The following is a 27,000-nucleotide window of genomic DNA, read 5'->3' on the forward strand; positions in this document are numbered from 1 at the left end:
GTTATGAATTGTTCTGTCATTATTTTAAATTGGAATGGCCGCACGCTATTAACTGATTGTCTCAACGCCTTATTGCCCCAATGCGATGCTTCAATCGAAGTGTTGGTGGTCGATAACGGTTCGCACGATGGTTCAGCGGCATGGCTGCATCAACACTATCCCCAAGTGCGTTTGCTGGCGCTCACCAACAATCGTGGGTTTAGCGGTGGGGTCAATGTTGGTTTACATGTGGCACGGGGCGATGTGTTGTTGTTATTGAACAATGATGCCATCGTTGAGCAAAATTTCATCTCGGCTATTTTAGCGCCGTTTGAACGCCAACCAACCCTTGCTGCTAGCGCTGGCGTGATGACATTTGCCCATCGCCCCGAAATCATCGCCTCAGCTGGAATTCAACTCTATCGCGATGGTGTGGCAACTGATGCTGGGTTGTTGCAGCCAGTTGCCCAATTAGCCAGCCAAACCAGCCCGATTTGGGGGGGCAGTGGCGGGGCAGTAGCTTATCGTCGCGCTGCATTAGCCGATGTTGGCATCTTTGACGAAGGCTATTTTGCCTATTTAGAAGATGTTGATTTGGCCTGGCGTTTGCAGTTGCGCGAATGGCAAACAGTACTAGCCCCGCAGGCTATCGCTCGGCATATCTACTCGGCAACTGGCGGCGAAGGCTCGCCCTTCAAAGCTTGGCTGATTGCCCGTAATCGCTGGCGGGTAATTTTGCGTTGCTGGCCAACACCATTGTTGGCCCGCGATCTGCCATTAATGCTGGCTTACGATGGTTTAGCCTGTGCTCAGGCCATCCTACGCCGCCGCTGGACGACGGTCAGTGGGCGTTTGCATGCATTACGTCAATTACCACAACTTCGCCAACAGCACCAAGCGATCCAAGTTCGTCGAACTGCTTCGCTCAATGATCTTGATCGTTGGATCAAGCCAGCCCGTTCGCCGCTAGCAATTTGGCGTGAAAGCCAAGCCCTAGGCCAATTGATCGCCCAACGCTAGCCTTTACTGGCCTCAATCATTCGCTGCATACGCTGATTGGCCGTGCCAGTGTCGATGGCCTGTTGGGCTTGACGCAAAGCCTCGCCAAACGAATCGGCCCGTTCGCAAGCAACCAAAGCAGCGGCGGCATTCAACAATACAATATCGCGGCGCGGGCCAGTATCACTGCCATCAAGAATCGCCTTGGTCATGGCCACATTTTCCTCGACCGAGCCACCAGCAATTGCTTCACGTGGCGCGAGGCTTAGGCCAAAATCGCTGGGGCTAAGCGTCGAAGCTTGGGGAGTTGCTCCAGCGCGTACATCAAATACCAAGGTTGAGGCGCTGATTGAAATTTCATCAAGCCCATCGCTGCCATGCACCACCAAGGCGCGGCGAATGCCCATTTTGCTCAGGGCGTTGGCCAATTTCTCAGCCAAGCCCACATTAGCAACCCCAATCACCTGATACTCGGCGCGGGCTGGGTTGGTCAGTGGCCCTAACACATTGAAAATGGTACGAATGCCAATTTCGCGGCGCACCGGCCCAGCGTAGCGCATCGCCGGATGAAACTTAGGCGCAAACATAAAGCCAATGCCTGCCTGACGTAAACAGCGGGCTACGCCTTCAGCATCAAGCTCGATATTGACTCCCAACCCTTCGAGCACATCAGCCGAGCCGCATTTCGACGACATAGCGCGATTGCCGTGTTTGGCGACGGTTGCGCCTGCGCCTGCTGCCACAAATGCCGCAGTGGTCGAAATATTGAAGGTATTCGAATGATCGCCACCAGTGCCACAGGTATCGACCACGCCGCCATCGTGCGGCACGGCCAGCGATTTAGCCCGCATCACTTGGGCCATACCAGCAATTTCTGCGTCAGTTTCACCTTTGAAATGCAAAGCTGTGAGCAAGGCCGCGATTTGGGCTGGCGTGGCCTCGCCATTCATCATCTGCTCCATCACCGCCGCCGCATCGTCTTGGCTTAAATCCGTTCGATTGGTAACCGTAATAATCGCATCGCGAATCTGCATGGTTGGCTCCTTGCAGCAAAACAACAAAAAAACAACGAGAGCAAATTGCCCTCGTTGTAGTGGTCGGGGTGATAGGATTCGAACCTACGACCTCAACGTCCCAAACGTCGCGCGCTACCAACTGCGCTACACCCCGTTGCTTTTGTTTTATCGTTGCGCGTGGCATTATAGCGGAGAATAGTTTGTTTGTCAAATTACAAGAACCCAAGCATCAAACATTGTATTCCCTCACCCCCTAGCCCCTCATCCCGCCCAGCAGGCGAGGGGGAATCATCCAAGTCATGAATGGTGGAACGCCCTTCTCCCTCCGCAGTGGGAGAAGGGTTGGGGATGAGGGCATGCTACCAACTAAACTATTTTACCCAGCAAAGCTTGAATTGCGCTAATTTCATCGTCGTTGACAGTATGGCCCATATTTGGGTAGAGCCGCAGATCGATGGTTGCTCCAGCTTGCTCAAAAACGCTGGCACTTTCACGCACCCGTTCGGCAGCAATATGAAAATCGCGGTCGCTACAGCCAAGCAATGCAGTCGTACCTGTGAGGTTGGTGCTATAGCTGGTCAAATGCGTGCCAGCGCCAATCAAGCCGCCGCTAAGTGCAATGACACCAGCTAAGCCCTGCCCATAGCGAGCTACCCACTCCAAAGCCAAACACGCACCCTGCGAGAAGCCCAACACCACAATTTTACTGCGCGGAATCTTGTGAGCTTCGGCCTCTGCTACTGCCCGACCAACCGCAGCCAAGGCAAAATCTAAGGCTGGCTGATTAACCGCTACTGGCTCGATAAAACGCTGTGGATACCAGGTATGATTATCGGCTTGGGGCGCAAGATAGGCCCAATCTGGCCGCTCAAAAGCTTGGCTCAAACTCAGAATGCTGGCGGCATCAGCGCCCCGCCCATGCAGCATAATCATGGCTCCAGTGGCGTTTTCGAGTTTGGTTCCAGTTTGAATAATCGGATTAGAATGCATGAGTTTGCTCCACCACTGCCAATTTGCTGCATGGAATAACCAACGGCGTAAGATGTTCTTCGATCAGGCTGCGTTGAGTTTCGAGCCATGGTGGCAATTTCAAGGTCTTGCCCAATTGCTCAACTGGCTCATCGACCGTAAAACCTGGGCCAAGCGTTGCCAACTCAATGATATGGCCATCGGGATCGTTGGTATAAATACTTTTGAAATAGGTGCGATCCTGGACTGGCGAAACCCGTTTGCCAAAGCTCAGTAAGCGTTCGCGCCAAGCCAATTGCTCATCGTCGTTGGCGACAGTAAAGGCAACATGATGAGTTTGGCCAGCACCCATGCGCACAGGCCGCGTATGCGCTGGATCACGCTCAAAATAGGTCATCAACGTACCAGGCTTGCCATGTTCGCTGCCCCAATACCAGTGCGCCGAAGTTGGATCGTCGAAGTTATAGGTCATTTTGACCCGTTGCAAGCCCAAAATACCTGCATAAAACTCATGCGAACGCTCAACACTCGCGCCGATCGCTGAAATATGGTGCAAGCCTTCGTGCAACGACATATCGGCAGTAATTTCGGGCACTGGTTCCGGCCAATTGATCGTAGCAATATCACATTCATTGCGATTGCTACTCATCAAATCCATTGGCGGCATCAAGGCTGTTTGCCCAAGGCTTTCCAATGGCTCATCGACCGTCCAGCCCGGCCCTTTGGTCGCAATTTCAATGATTGTACCATCGGGATCACGAAAGTATAGCGATTTGAAATAGTTACGATCATATGGGCCGTTGACTCGCACTTTAGCATCGAGCAAGCGGCGTTTCCATTTGAGCAAGGCCTGTTCGTTGGCGACGCTTAGCGCCAAGTGGTGGGTACCACCAAGGCCCGTTGCCCCGCGTGGCGCACGTGGCCATTCAAAAAAAGTGATGATCGTACCAGCCGAGCCATGCTGATCGCCAAAATAAAGATGATAGGAACCGGGATCGTCGAAATTCACGGTTTGCTTGACCAAACGCAGCCCCAGTACGCCAGTGTAAAAATCAACAGTTCGCTGCGCATCTGCACTAACAATTGTAATATGATGTAAGCCCAAAATCGACATAATCAACACTCCTTTGTGTGAACATGCGACGACCCGGTTGCCCTAATTAACTATTTATTGACTTAACCGTTTCGTCCAAGCCACAAGCGCTTCTAAATGGTTACGTACAACCTTGCGGGTTGGTTCATCGTGTAATTGACCATCGCTAAACTTTTTGTCTGCGAAGGTAATCATCACCTCAGGTTTATTTAAGGGATGCATGTTGGTATTGACGGTCACTTGGCGTAAATGGTGCTGGCCCCGAGCAGTGCCATAGGCTCCAACGCTTGCGCCGATGATTCCCAAGGGTTTGCCACTCAGCGGCATCTCGCCAGCGCTACCAGGCCGCGAAGCCCAGTCGAGCGCATTTTTCAGCCCCCCAGGAATCGAGTAGTTGTACTCAGGCGTAGCGATTAGCAAGGCATCAGCTTCACTAATTGCTTGGCGTAGATGTTGCACACTACTCGGGAAGCCGTGTTGCTCAACATCCTCATTGAATAACGGAATATCATGTAATAGGATAATGTTGAACTCCACGCCATCGGGCATTAACCCAGCCGCAGCCCACAACAACGCCGTGTTATACGAATCCTTGCGCAAGCTGCCCGAAATCCCGACAATCTTGAGTGTGTCTGCCATAGACTAACTTCCTCCAACAAATGGTTGTTGATGATCACACACTGATTGTATCGCGATAATACGATCATGTTGTCCGCCAAGTTGTCCATCTTTTTGTCCTTGGAAGCGTCCTATTCTAGTTAAATAATAAAGAGCAGCAGCTGCTGCTCTTGGTCGGAGTACATTTTGATCGGTTGTTTAGGGGCGTTTCCATTTGCGGCAGGTAATTTTGGTACCCTCGCCGACCACCGACTCAATTTCGAACTCGTCCATGAGCCGTTTTGCACCTGGCATACCCATCCCCATCCCCTTGGAGGTGGTATAGCCATCCTGCATGACGAGGCTAATATCCTCGATCCCTGGCCCTTGGTCTTCGCAAACGACCTGAAGCCCCTTACGGAGCCCCTGTTGAATTTCACTGACAGTGACAGTACCTTCACCGGCGTAGAGATAAATATTCCGCGCCAGTTCGGAGATCGCGGTAGCAATCCGTGCTTGGTCGATAGCGCCAAAGCCCATTGCCTTAGCCATATCGCGGGCCGCCATCCGTGCCGCCACAATGTCGAGGTCGCTCTGAATTGTGATGACTTTATTAGGCATTGCCATCCGCATTGTTCTCCGTAATCAGCCGCAACTTAGCGATGCCTTTTTCCAAATTCAGCGCCGTTGTGACACCAGGCAACTCAAGCCCAAGCTCCACCAACGTAATTGCGACGGCTGGTTGCAACCCTGTAATAACAACGGTTGTTCCCATCAGGCGAGCCATCGCCGCAATATCACTAATCAAGCGGCCTACGAAGCTGTCTAATACATCCATCGCCGTTAGATCGATGATGACCCCTTTTGCTTTGGTCTCATAGATCTTCTGGAGAACCGCGTCTTTGAACTGAATTGCTTGCATGTCATACAGGGCAACCTGAACCGAAGCAATTAAAAAGTTCTCGATCTTAAGAATTGGAATATTAACGATGTCCAAGCGGCCTCCCTGAAGTCGAACGCGAAGATGAGCCACAACAAAAGCTTGCGTATGGAGTATGTGCCTATTATACGTATGATATTGCTACTCGGCAAGCGTGAGTTTGCTGCTCATTTCGGAGTAATTTTCGCTATCATACAGCATAAAGCATCTCTATGCACATGTTTTTAGGCCTGTCCTAGGCTATAACAGGACTTAAGGATTACTCACGGCGGGTTTTGGCAAATCTAGCAACGAAAGGTTGACGATGTTTAATGCACTTTTGATGCTCTGGCGTGGTTTGGGCGGGCGTTGCCCCACATGTGGCTATGGGCACATGTTCAAAACATTTTTTGGCCTAATTGAGGGTTGTGCTGCATGTGGCCTACGCTTCGAAGGGACTGGCGATCAAAGTACTGGAGCAATGGGGATTTCATTAACGATCACCGTAGCAATTGGTTTTGCTGGAGCATTAATTTTGGTTTGGCAATGGCCTGGGCATTTAATTTTGGGCACGGCTGGGTTAATTGGCGTGCTTAGTATTTTTCAATTGTTCTGCTACCGCGTGTCGCGCGGCTTCTGGATTGGCATTCTGGCGATTACTGGGGCGATCCACGAGGATGAGCATCGCGATGAGTTTTTTCTTTAAAGCTTGGTTAAATTTAGGCGTTGTAGTAGTTTTCGTGGTTGTTGGGCACACTTTTTGCCGTACAATGGCAACGCCGTTTTGATCTTGAATGTGGAAAGAAGCGTCCCATGACTGAGTTGCTAATACCCGACACAGTTGCTGAACCACTAAATTTGGCTGACCCACGAAATTTCCTGAATCGTGAATTGAGTTCGTTGGCGTTTCATCGGCGCGTTTTAGAGGAAGCCCTCGATCCTTCATTGCCCTTGTTGGAACGGGTAAAATTTTTGGCGATTTTCAGCACCAATCTCGATGAGTTTTTTATGATTCGGGTTTCGGGAATTCGCCAGCAAGTTGCAGCGCGAGTGTTTGAACGCTCAGCCGACGGCAAAACGCCATTTGAGCAATTACGCGCAATTCGAGCGGCAGTTGCGCCCTTGATGGAACTGCAACGAGCCTGTTTTATCCAAGATTTGCAGCCCAAACTGGCCGCCGAAGGGGTTTTTATCCAAGAATATAGCCAGCTTTCGATTCATCAACAGGCTTGGCTAAAAAATTATTTTGATAATGAGATTTTTCCGGTCTTGACTCCTTTGGCATTTGACCCAGGCCATCCTTTCCCACATATTTCTAATTTGAGCCTCAATTTGGCAGTCGTGATTCAAGACCCTGATAGTGACGAACATTTTGCGCGGATCAAAGTGCCTGCTTCGTTACCACGTTTGGTCAGTGTGCCCAGCGAGCAGCCAAATACGGTTTGTTATACATGGCTCGAACAAATTATCGCCGAAAATATTAGCACGCTCTTTCCTGGTATGCAGGTTTCTGAGGCCTATACGTTTCGAGTTATTCGCAACGCCGATGTCGAAATTGAAGAAGATGAAGCCGCCGATTTGCTTGAGACAATTCAGGCCGGCGTGCGTCAACGCCGTTTTGGCTCAGTCACCAAGCTTTCAGTTCACTCAACCATGCCGCCACGGATTGTCGATTTGCTGATCGATAATCTTGAAGTTGAGCGCGATGATGTTTATCAATTGAATGGTTCGCTCGATTTGAGCAGCCTCATGAGTGTGGTGCGTTTAGATCGTTGGCAGTTGAAGTTGCCACCATTCAAGCCCAGCGTGCCAGCCGTGCTCTCAACTGGCGAAGATATTTTCAATGTGGTGCAACGCCGCGATGTACTATTACACCATCCTTATGATTCATTTATGCCGGTGGTTGATTTTCTGCAAGCAGCAGCGCGTGACCCAAATGTGTTGGCGATTAAACAAACGCTCTATCGGGTTGGCTCGAATTCGCCAATTGTCAAAGCCTTGCTCAAAGCGCGTGAGAACGATAAACAGGTGGCGGTGCTGGTAGAACTTAAGGCGCGTTTCGATGAGGAAAATAATATTGAATGGGCCAAGGCCTTGGAACGTGAAGGCGTGCATGTGGTTTATGGCTTGATGGGCTTGAAAACTCACTGCAAAGTGGCTTTGGTGGTACGCAAAGAGCGCGACGGCGTATCGCGTTATCTGCACCTTGGCACAGGTAATTACAACGCCGTGACCGCCAATATTTATACCGACCTTGGCTTGTTGACCTGCAATCCTGATTTTGGGGCTGATGCCTCGGATTTGTTTAATTTTCTCACGGGCTATTCGCGCCAAAGCCAATTTCGCAAATTGTGGATTGCCCCGATCAACCTGCGCCGCCGCTTGACCCATATGATCGAACGCGAGATTCAACATCAACAGGCTGGGCGCAGCGGCAAATTAATTTTCAAAATGAATTCGCTGGTTGACCCAAATATCATTCAATTGCTTTATCGGGCTTCACAGGCTGGGGTTGAAATTCAATTGCTGGTTCGGGGCATGTGTTCGCTACGCCCGGGAGTTGAAGGTTTGAGCGAAACTATTCAAGTTAAGAGCATTGTCGGGCGCTTTTTAGAGCATAGTCGTTTGTATTATGCTCGCAATGGCGGCGACGAACAATTGTATGTTGGCAGCGCCGATTTGATGGAGCGCAACTTAGATCGCCGAGTTGAGGTCTTATTCCCAATCGAAGATCCAAGTTTATTGAACTATATTCGTGAGGAGATTTTGGGCGTGGCATGGCGCGATACGGCCAAAGCCCGAATTTTGCTACCCAATGGTTTATATGGCTGTCATTTACCGCCTGCTGGCGAAGAACCCTTCGATAGCCAGATGTATTTTTTGCGTCGCCACACAGCTTAAGCTACCATAAGAGCGAACTTGGTCGATTGACCTGCCCTCACCCCCTGGCCTTACAAGGGTAGGTTACAATGATTGGGTAGGATTTTCGCATGGCATGCCCTCACCCCCTAACCCCCTCTCCCGCAAGCGAGCGAGGGGGAACCGCTCCATCATGAATATTGGAACTACCCCTCTCCCACGGCGGTGGGAGAGGGGCCGGGGGTGAGGGATAGAGAACATTGCCAATCTAAGAAACCATTACAAATAACCTCTGCCCAACTCCACAATCGCAATTTGCTTGGGGGAATCACAATGACTGCTTGTGGTGGTGCCCAGTTTTCGTGTAGCCAGCTTTTGCTGCAATTGGTGATTTTTGGCTTAGCCAATGGCGCAATTATCGCCCTAAATGCGATCAGTGTGACGCTGGTATATAGCGTTGTGCGCATGCTCAATTTTGCCCATGGCGATTTATTTTCCTTGCTCACCGTTTTGGCGGCTGAATCAATCGCAATTTTGGGCTTGCAAGTTGGCACTTCATGGCTCTGGATTGGGCTGGGTTTGCTGGTAGTTTTGGTCATTTGTGCGCTGGTTGGAGCGGGCACAGGCCTGATCATCGAACAAATTGGCTTTCGGCCTTTTCGTGGAGCTTCGCGTTTAGCTCCGTTGATGGCAACCCTCGGCATTTCATTTATGCTCTACCAAGCCGCTTTGTTTGTGCGCACCCTGACCAACGCGGTAATTCCAGGCGAACATCGCAGTGTGCCCGGCATTCCCGAAGTAGCCCGGCTTAATGTGCCCGATCTATTGCCGCATGGTAATTTGTTTGGCGATGCGGCGCTGATTTTACAAGGCAAAGATTTGATTGTGCTAGCGGCGGCGGTGAGTGTGGCACTGGGCGTGCATTGGCTGTTGCAGCGCACCCGCTTTGGCTGGAAGCTCCAAGCTAGCGCCGCCGACCCAACCATGGCTCAGTTATGTGGCATCAACTATAGCGCGACGTTACGTCAAGTTTTTGCGCTTGGCGGCGCTTTGGCGGGCTTGGCGGCCTTGCTCTTTAGCTTGTATTACACCGCGCCCTACACCAATTACGGGGCGCAAAGTGGCTTAATTGCCTTTACGGCGGCCTTGTTGGGTGGGGTTGGCAGGCCATTGGGTGCATTGCTAAGTGGCTTGGCCTTGGGCATTTTGGCAGCCTTCAGCGATTATTTTATCGCCGCCCAGTGGACTCCAGCGCTTACGCTTGGTTTGTTGGTGCTGCTGGTGGTGCTACGCCAACAACCAAAACTTGATGATAGCCCGATTAATTCAGCATTGGTTGGCAGCGTCCAAGTGGTTCGCCAAAACTGGCGTTGGCTGATTGTGCCAGCCTTATTGGCCTGTGTGCCATTGCTGAATGCCTGGTTTGAATTGGGCATTCAAGTTGCCGCAATTCAGATCTTGATTTATGGCTTGCTGGCGTTGGGCCTAAACCTGATTGTTGGCTGGGGCGGCATGCTTGATTTAGGCTATGCTGCACCGTTCGTATTAGGCGCTTATTTGGTCGGCTTAATGAGCACGGGCTTGCATGGCGGTTGGCAAACATGGCTCGCCTCAGGCGAATTGGCAGGAATTTTGCTGGTTTGTGGGCTTGGTGGCAGCCTATTTGGTTGGCTGATTGGGCTTTTAGCCGCGCGGCTTGATAATGAACTATTGGCAATTGTCACCTTTGCGCTGGGCGTGATTGCTCAGCGCGTGTTACAAAATTGGCGCAGCCTGACCAATGGCTCAAGCGGCATTTCGGGCGTGCCCAGCCTGCACATTTTTGGGCTAGATTTGGCTACACCTAGCGCAACCTACTATGCAATATTGGCAATTACCTGTGGCGTTGGCAGCTTGGGCTATAACTTGGTGCGTTCGCATTATGGACGAGCCTTAGCAGCCTTGGCGAGCGATGAGTTGGCGGCGACGAGCGTTGGGATTGCACCTGTGGTGCTCAAACGCTTGGCCTACAGTTGGGGCGGTGGCGTGGCGGCCTTGGCTGGTGGCCTGTTCGCAGTCAGTTTTAGCTATATCTCGCCAACCTTGGCCGAATTTCGAGTTTCAGCAATTGCTTTGATTATTGTGGTTTTGGCAGGTTCGCGGCGAATTATTGCCCCATTGATCGCGGCATGTTTGGTGTTGGGATACGATTTATTATTGATTCCCAAGCTTGGCAAATTGTTTGATGATTTACGCGAACAAACTGGCAATTGGCTGTGGAGTGCAATTAATCCGCGTGGCGCGAATTTTCTGAGTTTTGGCTTGATGCTCTATTTGACGGTGTTGTATCGAGCACGAGCACGCCGCGCATGAGCTGGCAACGGGTTTGGCTAGGGTTATGGCTGCTCGGGCTAGGCCTGAGTTATAGCAACCAATTTGATCTGCTGAGCGTGCTGCAACCATGGTTTTTTGCTCCAACCCTACCGTTATTGCTGTGGGCAATTCCACAACGGCGGCGCTGGCTGAGTGGGTTGGCCCTATTTATCAGTTTGATCTGGCTCTGGTTGTATGCTGAGCGTTGGTTGCCCCAACCAAAACCCATACAAACCCCAAACTTGCGTCTGCTGAGTTGGAATGTAGCTGGTTGGAATTTAAACAGTGCCGATATTCTGCGCGTGATTGAGCAAGAACAGCCTGATTTAATCGCCCTGCAAGAAGTTGATGTTGGTTTGGGTAAACCATTACAAACAGCTTTGGCCAGCAAGTACCCGTATGTTGAATTTCGCCCAGCGAGCGGAGCGGCGCAACCAGCCGATTTGGCTTTGTGGAGCAAATGGCCGTTTGCGTTGATTCAGCCGTGTGCCTATTGGCACTGCTATCGGCGAGCCTATCGCGTGCAGCACCCGCAACAACCCTTGATTTTGGTGAATGTGCATATTGAGCATAGCCCAATTCGTTGGCTCAAATTTGAGCGTCAGCGCGAAGAGGCAGCGATTGAGCAAATGATCGCTGATTTTAGCCAAACAACTGAGCCATTACTCTTAGCTGGCGATTTTAACACCGTCGAGCAACAGGCTAGCTATGCGGTATTAAAGGCGGTTTGGGGCGATAGTTGGCGTGAGCGTGGCGTGGGCATGGGTTTTAGCTGGCCGCAACGGTCGTGGCATCCACCATTGGTACGCTTGGATTATATCTGGTACAACGCAGCAATCCGACCAATCCAGATTGAAACAGGTGTTGGAGTATCCGATCATCGTTATTTGATTGGCGCATTTGATTTTTGATCCGCGAAGGGCAAAAAGAATTGGAACCGCGAAGAGCGCGAAGAACGCCAAGGCCATTTTTTAGCCACAGAGTACACCGTTTATAGTCCTACCGCTGGCTGAATCTATTTAGCTCCTGCCCAACCCGTCGTTAATCATCTCCCTTCGTGCCGCTTCGTGTCCTTCGTGGTTAAACCTTTAGCTTGCATCCTTCATCCTTCATCCTTTGAAAAACGGTTGCAACTCCCCCGCTTTTAAGCCATAATAGGCACTAACGTTCAGGCTCAAAACAAACAACGCGATGTTGCGACAGGCTTTTTCTGGCTGGCGGCATCGTTTTTTAATTAATCGTAGTACAAGGAGTTCCAATGAACGTTGCTGAATTACCACCGCAGTTTGCCCCACTACCCCAACGAATCAACCGACTCTATGAGTTGGCCTATAACCTTTGGTGGAGCTGGCAACCAGAAGCCCAAGCACTTTACCAAACGATTGATGCAACGTTGTGGGAGCGCACGGGCCATAATCCGGTGAAATTTTTGCGTGAAGTTAGCTTGGCTAGCCTCGAACAAAAAGCCCTTGATAGCAATTATTTGGCCCAGTATGATCGGGTAACGATCAAATTTGATCAGTATATACGTGATGATCAGACCTGGTTTGCTCGGACTCATCCTGAGCTTAAAGATCAGACGATTGCCTATTTCTCGGCTGAGTTTGGCATTCACGAGTCGTTGCCAATTTACTCTGGCGGCTTGGGCATTTTGTCGGGCGACCATTGTAAAGAAGCTAGCGATATGGGTTTGCCGTTCGTTGGGGTTGGCTTTTTATATCCTCAAGGCTATTTTCGCCAATTTATCAACAGCGAAGGCACGCAAGAAGCGCTCTACGAACGCTTGAATTTTGCCGAGTTGCCAGCTTTGGTTGTGCGCAACAGCGATGGCAGCGAATTACGGGTGAGCGTCGATTTGCCCGGGCGCATGGTGTTTGTCAAAGTTTGGCGCTTCCAAGTTGGCCGCATCACCCTGCTGCTAATGGATACCGACGTTGACGAAAATCGCCCTGAAGATCGCGAATTGTCAGCCCGCTTGTATGGCGGCGATCAATGGTTGCGGGTTGCGCAAGAAATTATCTTGGGGATTGCAGGCGTGCGGGTTTTACGCGCCCTCAACCTCAACCCAACTGTTTGGCACATGAATGAAGGCCACTCAGCATTTTTGGGATTGGAATTGTTGCGCGAACGAGTCCAACGCGGCGAAAACCTTGAGCATGCCGTCACTGAAGTACGCAAACGCTCAGTATTCACCACCCATACCCCAGTGCCTGCTGGTAACGATGCTTTCCCTCTCGATTTGATCGATCAATTTTTCCACAACTACTGGCCACAATTGGGCATCGATCGCGACACCTTTATGAATATTGCTTTGCAGCAACAAAGCTGGGGGCCAACATTTAGCATGACCGTGCTAGCGTTGCGCTTATCGGAATATCATAACGGCGTGAGCGAATTGCACGGCGCTGTGGCGCGTCAAATGTGGCAATTCCTGTATCCAGGCAAATCAGTTGACGAAGTGCCAATTGGCCATGTGACCAACGGCGTGCACTCGGATACGTGGCTCGCTCCAGCGATGGCCAATATGTACGATTCAGTGCTTGGGGCTGGTTGGCGCGAACGTATGGACGACCCTGCAACATGGGATCGCATCACCACGATGCCCGATGAAGTGCTTTGGGGCGTACACTCAGGTCAAAAGCATGATTTGGCTCGCTTTATTCGTGAACGGGCTTGGCAACGCCAACGTCGTTTAGGCTATCATCGCGACGATGCAATTAGTGGCGATGTTAACCCCAACGCCTTGTTGATTGGCTTTGCTCGCCGATTTGCTACCTACAAACGGGCAACCTTGATTTTCCGCGATTTGGATCGGATCAAGCGGATTTTGAACAATCCTGAGCGTCCAGTTCAGATTATTTTCGCTGGTAAATCACACCCAGCCGACGAGCCGGGCAAGAGCTTTATTCGCGCCGTTTACAACATGGCTCGCGACCCAGAGTTGCGTGGCAAGATCTTCTTTATCGAAGAATATGATATTAACGTTGGCCGCCATTTGGTACAAAGTGTTGACGTATGGTTGAACAACCCACGCCGACCATTGGAAGCCTCGGGCACCAGTGGCGAAAAAGCTGGCATGAACGGTGTACCAAACCTAAGCGTGCTTGACGGTTGGTGGCGCGAAGCCTACAACGGCAAGAATGGTTGGGCAATTGGGCGCGAAGCTGGCTACGACGACCTTGAACAACAAGATATTGACGATGCTGAATCGTTGTATAGTTTGTTGGAAAACGAAGTTATTCCATCGTTCTATGATCGTGATGCCAATGGCTTGCCCCACAAGTGGATTGCGACCATGAAAGAATCGATTCGCACGGTTGGCCCACAATTTAGCTTCCGTCGCATGCTTAAAGATTACGTAGCCCAATACTACGTGCCAGGTATGCAAGCCGAATAAGCCGCGTTTGTAGCGTGAGCCTGTGCTACAGTAAGGCTTTTTTGGTTTTTTGACAATGTTTGTCAGTCAAACAAACGAGCAAGGTTTTGAAAAAGCGCAAAATCTTGCTCGTTTGGCATTTTTAGCCCAAAACTTCGTTCGCCTACCGATCTTTGTTATATGCAGATGCGGCTATTGGCTAAAGGCATCGGCTATCGGAACAATGGTTGGTAGTTCCAATCAATCTCCGATAGCCAAGCGCCGCCAGCCAATAGCCATGTTTCCTTCGTGTCCTTCGTGGATCATTCTGCCTTTTCAGCTTGCTATCATTGACTAACCCGCCGTGAGCATGCTAGGCTGAGCAGGTGAATGTTGTGAGTTGATGGAGGACATACCTCATGAACGATCATGCCCGTCTTGCGGCGTTGGGTGGTTAATAGCCCCACTAGTGCCAACTGGTCAATCCGCTGTAACCACCTCTCGATACTGACATAAGTAAAATCACCATGACTAGTAGTAGTGGCTTTGTACCCATAAGCCTAGCTAATTTTGTTGCTGCCTGCCGTGCATGGGGCGCTAGTCCATGTGGGCTGGTCTTTTGGATCGCTTGCTGGAGGCCACAACAAAAGCACGCCTGCTGCCCTTTTTTACCGACTAAGCGGGCACATCGCCTACGTTGTTGGCTATCGTGCGCCCATGGTCATACGTACTCGGTTTATGGAGCCTTTCGTGCTCAAAACTCCCCCTTGACAATGATCTACTTTTGGCGTATCGTAATGGAAACGCTTCCATTACTTCAAATACTCAATCAACGCCAGAATGACCAGCGTTGGCCGTCAAGTAGCTGTTATTCCTGTTTAGCGCTAACCCTAAATGCCTTCCCAGTGCGGGATTTTTTTATCATAATGATGGAAACGTTTTCATATAAAATTGACGTATGATATAGGAGGATACCTCGCCGCTGTCAATCTGCCGCATCCACCCAATTTCGCTGTTAGCTTGACGTTTGGTTTAATCAATGAGGATACACCATTATGCAACGACCATGGATTCGCTCGTTTACCTTGCTGATCGGCTTAATTTTGGCGGCATGTGGCGAGGCTGCTACGCCAACCACGCCCCCGACCAACCCAACTACGGCAACTGGCGCTAGCAGTGCGGCTAGTGGCACGGTCACGCTTTGGTTTCACTCCGGCCAAGGCGCTGAACGCGATGCCTTGAATGCGACGCTCCAAGCATTTGCGGCCAAAAACTCAGCGATCAAAGTTGAAGCCATCGAATTGCCCGAAGGCGCTTATAACGATCAAGTCAATGCTGCGGCGTTGGCTGGTGAGTTGCCCTGTTTGCTCGATTTTGATGGCCCATTCGTCTATAACTATGCGTGGTCGGGCTATTTGCAACCATTGGATAGTTTGATTGCTGCCGATGTCAAAGCCGATTTTTTGCCCTCGATCATTCAACAAGGCACCTACAATGGCAAATTGTATAGCCTCGGCCAGTTCGATTCGGGCTTAGGCTTCTATGGCAACAAGGAATTGCTGGAAAAAGCTGGGGTGCGCATTCCAACCTTGGCTCAACCATGGACTCGCGCTGAGCTTGACGAGGCCTTGAGCAAACTTAAAGCCAATGGTTTGGAATATCCACTTGACTTGAAAATGGACTATGGCCGTGGTGAGTGGTTTAGTTATGGTTTTTCACCCTTCTTGCAATCATTTGGCGGCGATTTGATCGATCGCTCAAATTATCAAAAAGCCAGTGGTACGTTAAATAGCGCTACTTCAGTTGAAGCAATGAAGTGGTTCCAAGGCCTCTTCACCAATGGCTATGTTAATCCTAAGCCTGCTGGCAGCACCGATTTTGCTGAGGGTAAAGCGGCCTTGAGTTGGGTCGGGCACTGGGCCTACCCTGATTATGCCAAGGCGCTTGGCGATAAATTGTTGGTGCTGCCTGCCGCCGATTTGGGCAAGGGTGCAAAAACGGGCATGGGTTCGTGGAATTGGGGCATTACCAGCAAGTGTGCCAATCCTGCTGCTGCCGCTGAAGTGCTTTCGTTTATCGTTTCGCCCGAAGAAGTGCTGCGCATGAGCGATGCCAATGGCGCTGTGCCAGCCCGTACCTCAGCAATTGCCAAATCCAAATTGTTTGGTGATGGCGCTCCGTTGAACCTCTATGTACAACAATTGACCAATGGCGTTGCTGTGCCTCGCCCAATTACTCCAGCCTACCCAGTCATTACCGCCGCCTTTGCTGAGGCGGTCGATAACATTGTGGCCGGAGCCGATGTGCAAGCTGAATTGGATAAAGCGGCCAAAAAAATTGATGCCGATATTGAAGATAATCAAGGCTATCCCGTGAAGTAACTGTTGATTAACCACCAAGCCGTTGGTTTCAGCGGCTTGGTGCTTCACAAGGAGTGTGTCTGATGGCTATTTCAAAATCGCAAACCGCTAGCGCCAAACCCACCACCAGCCGCCCAATGCTTAGTTGGAAACGCCGCGAACAACGGGTCGCTTGGGCGTTTGTGGCTCCGGCACTGCTGTTGCTGCTAATCTTTTTGATCGCTCCCTTTGGCTTGGCGTTTTATCTCTCGCTAACCGACCAACGCCTCGTGCCCAACCCCAACTTGCCAACGCGCTTTGTTGGCCTTAAACACTATTTGGCAATGTGGCAAGATGCCACATTTGTACGAGCATTGCTGAATAATTTCTTGTTTGTGGCCGTGGTTGTGCCCGTGCAAACCAGTTTTGCCTTGTTTCTGGCAGTTTTAGTCAACCAAAAAATCAAGGCAATCAACTTTTTTCGCACAATCTACTTTATTCCAGTTGTCACAATTATGGCGATTGTGGCGGTAGTTTGGACGTTTCTCTACAATCCTGATCAGGGCATTATCAACAAATTTATTCAGACGATCAGTTTTGGCCAACTTGGCCCCTATCGTTGGCTCGAAGACCCTAAATTAGCGTTTCCCGCGATTATGTTGATGTCGATTTGGCAGGGCGTTGGCTTTCAGATGGTGATTTATCTGGCGGGTTTGCAAGAAATTCCTGGCGAATTGTACGAAGCAGCTCAGTTGGATGGAGCCAGTGCTTGGCAACAGTTTCGCTTTGTCACCCTGCCTCAATTGCGCAATACCTCAATTTTTGTGGTGATCTCAACCACAATTATGGCCTTCAAGCTGTTCGATCAAGTTGAGATTATGACCAAGGGCGGCCCCAACGATGCCACCGTCACCGCCATGTTGCATATCGTCAACAGCGGGTTTCGCACCCAAAAAGTTGGCTATGCCTCGGCACTTTCGGTAGTGTTTTTCGTGATTGTGCTGCTGATTTCAATGGGCCAACGAATCTTTACCCGCTCAGAAAGGTAGGTTAATGATGCAACGTCCTGCAATTGAACCAACCAAGCGCTGGCAGAAAAGCTCACGCACATTCGGCATCTACCTGCTGATGACGGGAATCGCGATTTTCACCCTGTTTCCCATTGTGTTTATGTTGGTCACCGCAATTAAAGCCGATGAATCGCAGATTTTGCGCGAAATGAGCACATTTGCGGCGTTTTTGCCAACTGGCGAGCTTTCGTTGCAAAACTTTCGCGATGTCTTTGAGCGCGTACCATTTGCCCAATATCTGATCAATTCGGTGATTATTGCCTTGTCGATTGTGATCTGTGGCCTGTTTGTGAATAGCTTGATCGCCTATGCCTTGGCCCGTATGCAATTTCGCGGTCAAAAATTGCTCTTGGCAATTGTCGTGGCATTGATTATCATTCCATTTCAAGCAGTTGCCGTGCCCTTGCTGCTGATCGTCAATCAGTTGCCATGGTTTGATGGTCGCATGACCTGGCTTGATAGCTATCATGTGCAGATCATTCCATTTATTGCCGATGCCTTTTCGATTTTCCTGTTCTACCAGTTTTTCCTGAATATTCCCAAGGATATCGAGGAAGCGGCCTTGGTCGATGGAGCCAGCCGTTTTCGCATGTATTCGCAGATTATCGTGCCACTTTCACGGCCTGTTTTTGCTACGGTGGCCATTCTGCAATTTCTGACCCACTGGGGCGATTTCTTGTGGCCATTGATGGTGGTGCGTGATCCAGCGGTGCGACCATTGACGGTTGGTATGCAAGCCTTTTTTGGCCAAATGCCACGCCAATGGGGCGATATTATGGCCTTTGCCACGATGGTAACGCTACCAGTATTGATTATTTTCCTGCTGTTCCAAAAATGGTTTGTCCAATCGGTGGCCTCATCGGGGGTAAAGGGCTAAACATACTGATTGTGTGCCCTCATCCACTAGCCCTACGGGCGTAGGTTTTAAAACCCGCCAGCCTGCCCTCACCCCCGACCCCTCTCCCACTGCGGCAGGAGAGGGGAGATCCAATCATCCCGCTCGCCTGCAGGGCGGGCTAGGGGGCTAGGGGGTGAGGGCACATCGAGAAACCCAGTATTAGTTAAAAAACCATCGGCAGTATGAGGAGTGTGGTTATGCAACCACTCACAGTTCAAACAATGCATTTACCAAATCCAACCACGTTCGACGATCTGCTCGATCAACAGATTGCCAATCCGCGTGATCGCGATATTTTTCGCTTGCGCATGCAGCGCCATTTTGGCGATTGCTTAGAAGCGCTGGGCGCGTTGTATGCGCAGCATCCAGCTTGGACACAGTTGTTGGAGCAATTGCCCGAACGTTTGATTACTGCCTATGCCCAACGCCGCGATGCCCTGAAAATTCACGATTTAGCCCGCGAAATTCAGCCCGATTGGTTTGCTGAGGCCAACATGGTTGGCGGCATTTACTATGTTGATCGCTTGGCGGGCACGTTGCGCGGAGTGATTGAGCATATCCATTATTTGCAGGAATTGGGTTTGACCTATGTACATCTGATGCCATTATTGCAGCCGCGCCATGGCCTTAACGATGGCGGTTATGCAGTGCTCGATTATCGCTCGATTGATCAACGGCTTGGCAATGTGGCCGATTTTATCGAATTAAGCGATTTGCTCCGTGCCAATGGCATTAGCTTATGTATTGATGTGGTGGTAAATCATACTGCCAAAGAGCATGAATGGGCGGTTAAAGCCCGTGCTGGTGATGCTCAATATTTGGATTATTATCTGAGTTTTGCTGATCGCAGTTTGCCCGATGCCTATGAGCAGCATTTACCTGAAGTGTTTCCTGATTTTGCGCCTGGCAATTTTACGTGGTATCCCGAGCTTGGCGAGCATGGCCGTTGGGTTTGGACGACCTTCAACGAATTTCAATGGGATTTGAATTATACCAACCCCATGGTTTGGCTGGAGATGTTGGATATTTTGCTGTATCTCGCCAATTTGGGCGTTGATGTGTTGCGCTTGGATGCCGTGCCATTTATGTGGAAACGCCTCGGCACGAATTGCCAAAACCAGCCCGAAGTGCTCGATTTGTTGCAAGCTTGGCGAGCAGCCATGCGGATCGTCTGTCCGGCGACAATTTTCAAGGCCGAGGCGATTGTTGCGCCCGACGATTTGGTGCAATATTTGGGCTTGGGGCGACGCACAGGCAAGCTGTGCGAAATTGCCTATCATAATTCGCTGATGGTCTTGTTGTGGAGTGCTTTGGCCTCGCAACGCGCCGATCTGTTCACCCAATCGCTGCTGAATATGCCAGCAACGCCTAGCAACGCCGCGTGGATTACCTATGTGCGCTGCCACGATGATATTGGCTGGGCCGTGACCGACCACAATGCGGCCTTGGTTGGTGAAGATGGGCCATTGCATCGTCAATTTTTAAGCGCCTGGTATAGCGGCGAATTCGCTGGGAGTTTTGCGCGGGGCGAGGTGTTTCAATACAATCCGCTCACCAACGATCGCCGAATTAGCGGCATGACTGCCTCGTTGGCTGGGCTAGAACAAGCCTTGGAGACCGCCGATCCAGCAGCGATTGAATTGGCAATTCGCCGGATCGCTTTGCTGTATGCAGTGATTTTTAGTTTTGGTGGCATTCCATTAATCTATATGGGCGATGAATTGGGCATGCTCAATGATCATAGCTACCTGCACGATCCGACTAAAGCCAACGATAACCGCTGGTTGCATCGCCCAGCGATGGATTGGTGCTTAGCGGCCCAACGCCATGATCCAAGCACAATTGCTGGGCGCTTATGGCAGGTAGTACGCCATTTGATTCAGGTACGCCAACAGACCCCAGCCTTGCATAGCGCAGGCCAAACCCTGCCAATCTGGACCCAGCAACGCCATGTTTTAGGGGTGGTTCGAGTTCACCCATTGGGGCGAATTTTAGTTCTTGGAAACCTTTCCGCAACGCCACAGCGGGTTAGTTTAGCGGTTATCCAACAGGCAAGCTTCGTTGGTCGCTTACAGAATTTGTTGGATGCGGATGCGCTTACTATTGATATTCAAAGCCATGAAATTGTACTTGATAGTTACCAATGTTGTTGGCTTAGTACGCAAGCCTAAACTTTTTCAAATCAAAAGATTAAGCTTCCGGTAACGATTGCAGTCCTGAATTGGATCAAGTATAGTTGCGCTATCCCTGTTCTTTTTTTCAGAAGGAGCGCAACGATGCGAAATGTTCAATTACGCATGCTCTTGCTTGTTGGGTTATTGGCGAGCTTAAGTGCTGGAGTCTGGCTACGCCGACCAGCGGCCTATGCCGTGCCTAGCGCAACCAGCCAAACCCTACCGCCACCAGCACGGGTCGCGGTAACAACCCGTAGTTTTAACAATGCCCGCACTGGCACAACTGCCGCCGAACAACTACTAGCCCCAACCAATGTTATGTCCACTACTTTTGGCAAATTGTTCAGCCACACCGTTGATGGTCAGATCTATGCCCAACCTTTGTATGTGCCCGATTTGAATATGCCTGGGGTTGGGGTGCGCAATGTGGTATTTGTTGCAACTCAAAAAATAATGTTTATGCTTTTGATGCTGATGATCCGGCGATGAGCCAACCATTGTGGTCGCTCAACCTTGGGCCATACGCCATTAGCAGCCTCAAAGAATTTGGCACACGCTACAACGGTGGTGTGTACCAAGATATTAAGCCTTACGTTGGGATTACCGGTTCGCCCGTGATCGATCCGGCCACCAACACCCTCTATGTTGTGCCATTTATTCGCTTGGGAGCCTATCAATATCAGCATCGAATGATTGCGATTAATATTTTGGATGGCACACTTATTCAATCAACGACGATTCAAGGCTCAGTGCCAGGCGATGGCAACGATGCTAATCCTAATGATGGAATTGTGGTGTTCGATAGCCGTCAGCATTTGCAACGTTCTTCATTGTTGCTCGATGGCAATCGGGTGTATGTGGCCTTTGCTGGCTATGCCGACACCGACCCCTACCATGGTTGGGTCTTTGGCTACAACAAAACGACCTTGCAACAAGAATTAATCTATAACACAACGCCACAAAAAGAAGTTACCTCGCAACCCAACGCCGCCAACGATGGCGAGGGTGGCATCTGGATGAGCGGACAAGGCCTTACCAGCGATGGTCAGGGCAACTTGTATCTTTCGATTGGTAACGGCAGCTGGAACGCCAACTTGCCCAATGGCCGCGATTATGGTTCGTCGGTCAACAAATTGAATGTAACCAATCCACTCTCGCCAACCGTCGAGACCTGGTTTACGCCTTACGATTACAAAACCCTCAATACCAACGACACCGACCTTGGCACAACTGGCGCGGTCTTAATTCCCAATACCAATGTTATGATCGCTGGCAGCAAGGGCGGTAAAATCTATGTCTTCAATCGTAACGATATGGGTGGATTAGGCGTTCAGCAAGGCACAACCGGCTTTGATAAAACCGTGCCTGGCAAGTTCTATCAAAGCTTCAAGCCCCATGGTGGCTCTGGCTTCCGTGGGATCTTTGGCACGCCAGTGGTTTGGGCGGCTGGTGGCGCAACCGGCACCCGCATGTTTGTTTGGCCAGTCAATTCGCCATTGAAGGCTTTTCAATTTAGCACCACCCAGCCATTGACTCCAAGTTTTAATACCACGCCTGTGGCAACCAGCACCTTGCAAACCGTTACGATGCCTGGTGGGGTAATGTCGTTATCGTGGAATGGCGGCAACGCCAATACCGGGATTGTTTGGGCGACCCACTCAACTGGCGGTAGCGCTAATACCACCACCCAGCCCGGGGTTATTCATGCCTATAACGCTTTGACCTTGCAAGAAACTTGGAATAGCAACCAAAACTCCACTCGCGACGCGATGGGCAATTTGGCAAAATTCAACACGCCGTTAGTTGCTGATGGCAAAGTCATCGTTGGTACATTCTCAGTCGATAGCATCACCAACACCGATAAATTGGTGGTATATGGTCATTTGGCTCCGCGAATTGTGCGCGAACCAGTTGATACTACCGTGTCGTTTGGCCAAAATGCCAGCGTCAATGTAACCGCAACTGGAGCAGCAAATCTCAGTTATCAATGGTATCGCGGCACAACTGGCGATACCAGCAACCCAATCAATGGCGCAACCATGCCAAGTTTGACCTTGACCAATGTCCAAACCAATAGCCTAGTTTGGGTGCGGGTCTCCAACCAGCAAGGCAATGTAAACAGCATTAGTGCTAGTGTGATGGTGACCAATCTTCCAACCAACACGCCAACGATTACCCCAACGCCGAGCAACACGCCGACCCCCAGCAATACCCCAACGCCGAGCAACACGCCAGTTGTTAGCCAATGGCAGGTTTGGTTACCGATGGCGATGCGAGGCCAATAATGTTGATTGATCGTCAATTAGCAGCCCAACTTGAGGCGGCTGATGCACATAATTTACGTCAATATACCGCTGCGGTAGCCCAAGTTGTGCCTACGAGCCAAGCAACATGGGCACAGATTGGCGATGCAACCGCCTGCTATACTGGCCCTGACCTGCCAATTAATCGGGCGGTTGGGGCTGGCAGCCAACAATCTTGGGAAGCGCAGCAATTTAGCGAATTAGCAGATTTTTATCAACAACACCAACTACCAGTGAGCCTCGAACTAACTCCATTCAGCGATCCGAGTGTGTCAGCAGTGTTGAGCCAGCGCAACTACCAGATTATTCGTTGGTGGAGCGTGTTAGCCTTTGACATGCTGCGTTATACCCCTTTTAGCCCAAGTAGTGTACAATCGCGGATGATCTCACCTGAACATGCCGAACTATGGGTTGAGAACATAACTAATCATGGTCAAAGTAGCCCGATGGGCATTACGATGGCCAAAGCCGCCGCTGCCCGATCGGATAGCCAGCTGTTTGGCGCTTGGCTCGATGATCAGCTGATTGGTTGTGGCGCATTGAGCATCAATGCCGAAGTTGCCACCCTGTTTTCAACCTTCGTCAAACCAGATTGGCGGCGGCGCGGCGCACAAACCAGCCTGATTGCAGCGCGTTTGGCCTATGCTCAGGCCCAAGGTTGCCGTTGGGCAACTGTGCTAACCATTAGCGGGAGCGATTCGCAACGGATTGTAATGCGAGCTGGTTTTGAGCTTGCCTACAATAAAGTAACGCTAGAAGAGCAACGAGGATCGTAGACAATCTATCTAGGAGGAAGCTGCACATGTATCGTGTGGAACCGGTAGCGGAACGACAAACCTTGGCCGACCTGATTCGTGGCAAATCACTGGGTCGTGATCTTGCGCTGATTATCGGGTTTAGTTTGTTTGTTGCCCTCACCGCTCAAATTGCTATTCCGTTGCCTTGGACTCCCGTGCCAATTACGGGTCAGACCTTGGGGGTGTTGCTGACGGGGGCGATTTTGGGGCCACGCCGTGGCGCTTTGGCAATTTTGCTCTATCTGGTCGAGGGCTTGGCTGGAATGCCAGTGTTTGCTGGCATGACCAGCGGCTTGGCTAAATTGCTTGGCCCAACTGGTGGGTATCTCCTGTCGTGGCCGTTGGCCGCAGTTTTGGTGGGCTGGTTGGCTCAACGTGGCTGGGATCGCCGGATTCCAACCGCCTTGGCGATGTTTTGTTTTGGCAATATCTTGATCTACGCGATTGGCGCATCGTGGTTAAATATCTACAAAGATACGTTTGGCCAAATCAGCGTCATGTGGGCGGGAGTTTATCCCTTCTTGCCTGGTGATGCCTTGAAGATTGTGATTGCAGCCTTGGTATTACCTGGGGCATGGGCGCTATTCGGGCGCAACGAACGCTAAAACTACTTGGTTAAACCACAACACGGCTGAAATTGCTTCAGCCGTGTTGGCATTTAACCGCGTCGGAACATACCGAAGAAACTGCTTTTTGGTTGGAGCTTGTGCATCAGCATCAGCCGATATTGGCCCCAATCGCCTGGATCACGCTCAATTCGCAAATCGTAGTGATGATTGATAAAGACTGGGCCGTATTCGTTGTTGGCCGATTGGGATAAACCACGTTTTGGACCTTCCTCTTTAAGTCGCTCAACGATTGGTGCAAGCTCTACGCCTTGCATCAAAATTTCACGCTTCACGTTCATCTCGGTAACTCCTTGATGGTATTATTTGAATATGTAGGTATAAATTTAATAATGCCGTTGTAATTTGTATCCTATCATGCTGTGCAAGAGCTATGCCATAAGCCATGTTTCCTACACAACGATAGGGCGTAGTAAAATGATGAGGGACGAAGGATGAATTTTGACACAGAGGCGCAGAGATTATAAGGGGGTAGGGGTCAGGGGGCAGGGACTAGAGGTCAAAGTTTAGAATCCTTCGCGGATCAAAATCTGGCTCCTAATCCCTAATACCTAGTCCCTATGTTCTATGCTCTTTGTTCTTTATCCATGTTGTTGGCCGCGTAAGGCTGGCCCGGCGGCTTGCAATGCCGAATATTCGGCATCGCTGAACACCCGCGAACGAGTTAAAAAGCGCACACCTTCAGGCGCTTCAACCGAAAAGCCACTGCCACGACCTTTAACCACATCAATCATCAACTGGGTATGTTGCCAATATTCAAATTGTGGTCCGCTGATGTAAAATGGGCAGCCTGCAATCTCGCCAAGATACACATCGTGCTGGCCAATTTTAAATTCGCCGCGTGGATAGCACATTGGGGCGCTGCCATCGCAACAGCCGCCCGATTGATGAAATAATAATGGGCCATGCAATTGGCTGAGTTTCGCAACCAAGGCTTCAGTTTGCTCAGTTGCCAGCACACGTTCAACCATCATGATCCAACTCCTTGTTGAGATAAAAACACTACCGCAAGCAGCATACCTGCGGTAGTGTGACGTTTGGAAACAACGATGAGCTAGAAAAAGCCCATTGGATTGGGATCGTAGCTGACCAACAGGTTTTTAACTTGTTGATAATGGTTGAGCATCATCTTATGGTTTTCGCGGCCAATCCCCGATTGTTTGTAGCCACCGAACGCGGCATGAGCTGGATACAAATGGTAGCAGTTGGTCCAAACGCGGCCTGCTTGGATGGCCCGGCCCATGCGATAGGCTGTGTTCATATCGCGCGTCCATAAGCCAGCGCCCAAGCCATACAAGGTGTCATTAGCAATGCTAAGTGCATCGTCAAAGTCATCGAATGAAGTCACCGAAACAACTGGTCCGAAAATTTCTTCTTGGAAAATTCGCATACGGTTGTTGCCAGCAAAGATCGTCGGCTGAATGTAATAGCCTTCAGCTAAATCGCCGCTGAGTTCAGCTTTAGCTCCACCAACCAACACTTTAGCACCTTCATCGCGGCCAATCGCCAAATACGACAAGATTTTCTCAAATTGATCGTTGGAGGCTTGTGCGCCCACCATCGTAGCTGGATCAAGTGGGTTGCCCTGAATACAGCGTTTGGTTCGTTCGACGGCGCGTTCTAGAAACTCGCCATAGATCGACTTTTGAATTAATGCTCGTGATGGACAAGTACAAACTTCACCTTGGTTCAAGGCAAACATAGTAAAGCCTTCGAGTGCTTTATCAACAAACGCATCTTGCTTGTTCAAAATATCTTCAAAGAAGATGTTGGGCGATTTACCCCCAAGCTCTAACGTCACAGGAATAATATTTTCTGAGGCATATTGCATAATCAAGCGGCCTGTAGTGGTTTCGCCAGTAAAGGCCACTTTGGCGATGCGATTGCTGCTAGCCAACGGCTTGCCAGCTTCGATCCCAAAGCCATTGACCACATTCACTACGCCCGCTGGAATCAAATCGCCGATCAATTCCATCAAGACCAAAATTGTGCTGGGCGTTTGTTCGGCGGGCTTGAGCACCACACAATTGCCAGCAGCAAGCGCTGGAGCCAATTTCCAAGTTGCCATCAACAGCGGGAAATTCCACGGAATAATTTGACCAACCACGCCTAGCGGCTCATAAAAATGGTAGGCTATCGTATTTTCGTCGATCGTAGCGGCACTGCCTTCTTGTGCCCGAATCACCCCAGCAAAATAGCGGAAGTGGTCGATCGCCAGTGGTAAATCGGCGGCGAGGGTTTCGCGCACAGGCTTGCCATTTTCCCATGTTTCGGCAACAGCCAACATCTCCAAGTTTGCTTCCATGCGGTCGGCAATCTTATTCAAAATATTGGCTCGTTGGGCGGGTGAGGTTGCACCCCAAGCAGCTTTGGCAGCATGGGCCGCATCGAGAGCTTTTTCGATGTCTTCGGCGGTCGAACGCGGAACTTCACAGAACGGCTTGCCATTCACAGGGCTGATATTTTCAAAATACATGCCCTTGACTGGCTCAACAAACTCGCCATTGATGTAGTTGCCGTAACGCGACTTAAAACTAACTTTACTGCCCGGCTGATTGGGATTGGTGTAGACCACAGTGTCCTCCAATAGCATGTTTCAAGCTTGGGCCAAAATGGGTGGGGGAATGTTTCAAAACCAGAGGCGAAGCGTTTCCA

Annotated in this window: 23 protein-coding genes and 1 tRNA gene; 14 read left to right on the forward strand and 10 right to left on the reverse strand. The window is 50.4% G+C overall.

The annotated features are described in order from the left end of the window. Window positions 1-3 precede the first annotated feature (3 nt). A complete protein-coding gene (locus ABEB26_RS11045) occupies window positions 4-999 on the forward strand; it encodes a glycosyltransferase family 2 protein (protein WP_345722054.1) in 996 nt (331 codons plus the stop codon). Here the strand turns inward: ABEB26_RS11045 and trpD are convergent. The 7 genes from trpD to ABEB26_RS11080 all read right to left on the reverse strand — a co-directional run bounded on the left by trpD (window position 996) and on the right by ABEB26_RS11080 (window position 5,650). Next, on the reverse strand, window positions 996-2,012 hold the full coding sequence (trpD, locus tag ABEB26_RS11050; RefSeq protein ID WP_345722055.1) for an anthranilate phosphoribosyltransferase: 1,017 nt from the start codon (window positions 2,010-2,012) through the stop codon (window positions 996-998). The two genes, ABEB26_RS11045 and trpD, sit on opposite strands and share 4 nt — an antisense overlap. A gap of 60 nt (window positions 2,013-2,072) precedes the next feature. Further along, window positions 2,073-2,148 (reverse strand) — tRNA-Pro (locus tag ABEB26_RS11055). A gap of 212 nt (window positions 2,149-2,360) precedes the next feature. Further along, entirely contained in the window at window positions 2,361-2,984 is a 624-nt protein-coding gene (locus ABEB26_RS11060) for an alpha/beta hydrolase (RefSeq protein WP_345722056.1), read from the reverse strand. Continuing rightward, entirely contained in the window at window positions 2,974-4,077 is a 1,104-nt protein-coding gene (locus tag ABEB26_RS11065) for a VOC family protein (RefSeq protein ID WP_345722057.1), read from the reverse strand. Before ABEB26_RS11065 ends, ABEB26_RS11060 begins: the two co-directional genes overlap by 11 nt. Window positions 4,078-4,131: 54 nt before the next feature. Continuing rightward, the gene (locus tag ABEB26_RS11070) at window positions 4,132-4,695 is read right to left on the reverse strand and encodes an NADPH-dependent FMN reductase (RefSeq protein ID WP_345722058.1); all 564 of its coding nucleotides are present in this window, start codon (window positions 4,693-4,695) and stop codon (window positions 4,132-4,134) included. A gap of 177 nt (window positions 4,696-4,872) precedes the next feature. After that, window positions 4,873-5,274 (reverse strand): anti-sigma regulatory factor, encoded by a 402-nt coding sequence (locus tag ABEB26_RS11075; protein WP_345722059.1) that lies wholly within the window; start codon window positions 5,272-5,274, stop codon window positions 4,873-4,875. Next, complete coding sequence (locus ABEB26_RS11080; RefSeq protein WP_012190223.1) at window positions 5,267-5,650, reverse strand: STAS domain-containing protein; 384 nt, start codon at window positions 5,648-5,650, stop codon at window positions 5,267-5,269. Before ABEB26_RS11080 ends, ABEB26_RS11075 begins: the two co-directional genes overlap by 8 nt. Before the next feature lie 247 nt (window positions 5,651-5,897). Here ABEB26_RS11080 and ABEB26_RS11085 point away from each other — a divergent pair, with 247 nt between their 5' ends. The 13 genes from ABEB26_RS11085 to ABEB26_RS11145 all read left to right on the forward strand — a co-directional run bounded on the left by ABEB26_RS11085 (window position 5,898) and on the right by ABEB26_RS11145 (window position 24,324). Then, window positions 5,898-6,278 (forward strand): DUF983 domain-containing protein, encoded by a 381-nt coding sequence (locus ABEB26_RS11085; RefSeq protein ID WP_345722060.1) that lies wholly within the window; start codon window positions 5,898-5,900, stop codon window positions 6,276-6,278. Between the two features lie 107 nt (window positions 6,279-6,385). Continuing rightward, the gene (gene ppk1 / locus ABEB26_RS11090; protein WP_345722061.1) at window positions 6,386-8,473 is read left to right on the forward strand and encodes a polyphosphate kinase 1; all 2,088 of its coding nucleotides are present in this window, start codon (window positions 6,386-6,388) and stop codon (window positions 8,471-8,473) included. Between the two features lie 291 nt (window positions 8,474-8,764). Further along, the gene (locus ABEB26_RS11095; RefSeq protein WP_345722062.1) at window positions 8,765-10,783 is read left to right on the forward strand and encodes an ABC transporter permease; all 2,019 of its coding nucleotides are present in this window, start codon (window positions 8,765-8,767) and stop codon (window positions 10,781-10,783) included. After that, window positions 10,780-11,694: an endonuclease/exonuclease/phosphatase family protein gene (locus tag ABEB26_RS11100; protein ID WP_345722063.1), complete on the forward strand. Its 915-nt coding sequence runs from the start codon at window positions 10,780-10,782 to the stop codon at window positions 11,692-11,694. The genes ABEB26_RS11095 and ABEB26_RS11100 overlap by 4 nt, the downstream gene beginning before the upstream one ends. Window positions 11,695-12,041: 347 nt before the next feature. Then, on the forward strand, window positions 12,042-14,180 hold the full coding sequence (gene glgP, locus ABEB26_RS11105) for an alpha-glucan family phosphorylase (protein WP_345722064.1): 2,139 nt from the start codon (window positions 12,042-12,044) through the stop codon (window positions 14,178-14,180). Window positions 14,181-15,193: 1,013 nt separating this feature from the next. Beyond that, complete coding sequence (locus tag ABEB26_RS11110) at window positions 15,194-16,519, forward strand: ABC transporter substrate-binding protein (protein ID WP_345722065.1); 1,326 nt, start codon at window positions 15,194-15,196, stop codon at window positions 16,517-16,519. Between the two features lie 62 nt (window positions 16,520-16,581). Then, window positions 16,582-17,526 (forward strand): carbohydrate ABC transporter permease, encoded by a 945-nt coding sequence (locus ABEB26_RS11115; protein ID WP_345722066.1) that lies wholly within the window; start codon window positions 16,582-16,584, stop codon window positions 17,524-17,526. A gap of 7 nt (window positions 17,527-17,533) precedes the next feature. After that, complete coding sequence (locus tag ABEB26_RS11120; RefSeq protein ID WP_486348305.1) at window positions 17,534-18,424, forward strand: carbohydrate ABC transporter permease; 891 nt, start codon at window positions 17,534-17,536, stop codon at window positions 18,422-18,424. A gap of 218 nt (window positions 18,425-18,642) precedes the next feature. After that, a complete protein-coding gene (locus ABEB26_RS11125; protein WP_345722068.1) occupies window positions 18,643-20,616 on the forward strand; it encodes an alpha-amylase family protein in 1,974 nt (657 codons plus the stop codon). Window positions 20,617-20,721: 105 nt separating this feature from the next. Continuing rightward, window positions 20,722-21,108 (forward strand): hypothetical protein, encoded by a 387-nt coding sequence (locus ABEB26_RS11130; RefSeq protein ID WP_345722069.1) that lies wholly within the window; start codon window positions 20,722-20,724, stop codon window positions 21,106-21,108. Then, window positions 21,105-22,904 (forward strand): immunoglobulin domain-containing protein, encoded by a 1,800-nt coding sequence (locus ABEB26_RS11135; RefSeq protein ID WP_345722070.1) that lies wholly within the window; start codon window positions 21,105-21,107, stop codon window positions 22,902-22,904. The genes ABEB26_RS11130 and ABEB26_RS11135 overlap by 4 nt, the downstream gene beginning before the upstream one ends. Further along, on the forward strand, window positions 22,904-23,698 hold the full coding sequence (locus tag ABEB26_RS11140) for a GNAT family N-acetyltransferase (RefSeq protein WP_345722071.1): 795 nt from the start codon (window positions 22,904-22,906) through the stop codon (window positions 23,696-23,698). The genes ABEB26_RS11135 and ABEB26_RS11140 overlap by 1 nt, the downstream gene beginning before the upstream one ends. Before the next feature lie 26 nt (window positions 23,699-23,724). Then, window positions 23,725-24,324, forward strand: coding sequence for a biotin transporter BioY (locus ABEB26_RS11145; protein ID WP_345722072.1), 600 nt, complete (start codon window positions 23,725-23,727; stop codon window positions 24,322-24,324). A gap of 53 nt (window positions 24,325-24,377) precedes the next feature. Here the strand turns inward: ABEB26_RS11145 and ABEB26_RS11150 are convergent, their stop codons facing one another. The 3 genes from ABEB26_RS11150 to exaC all read right to left on the reverse strand — a co-directional run bounded on the left by ABEB26_RS11150 (window position 24,378) and on the right by exaC (window position 26,920). After that, on the reverse strand, window positions 24,378-24,626 hold the full coding sequence (locus ABEB26_RS11150) for a hypothetical protein (protein ID WP_345722073.1): 249 nt from the start codon (window positions 24,624-24,626) through the stop codon (window positions 24,378-24,380). 300 nt (window positions 24,627-24,926) lie between these two features. Continuing rightward, entirely contained in the window at window positions 24,927-25,319 is a 393-nt protein-coding gene (locus ABEB26_RS11155) for a DUF779 domain-containing protein (RefSeq protein WP_345722074.1), read from the reverse strand. 80 nt (window positions 25,320-25,399) lie between these two features. Beyond that, a complete protein-coding gene (gene exaC / locus ABEB26_RS11160) occupies window positions 25,400-26,920 on the reverse strand; it encodes an acetaldehyde dehydrogenase ExaC (protein ID WP_345722075.1) in 1,521 nt (506 codons plus the stop codon). Window positions 26,921-27,000 lie beyond the last annotated feature (80 nt).

This window comes from Herpetosiphon gulosus (genome assembly GCF_039545135.1).
GTDB classification, from domain to species: domain Bacteria; phylum Chloroflexota; class Chloroflexia; order Chloroflexales; family Herpetosiphonaceae; genus Herpetosiphon; species Herpetosiphon gulosus.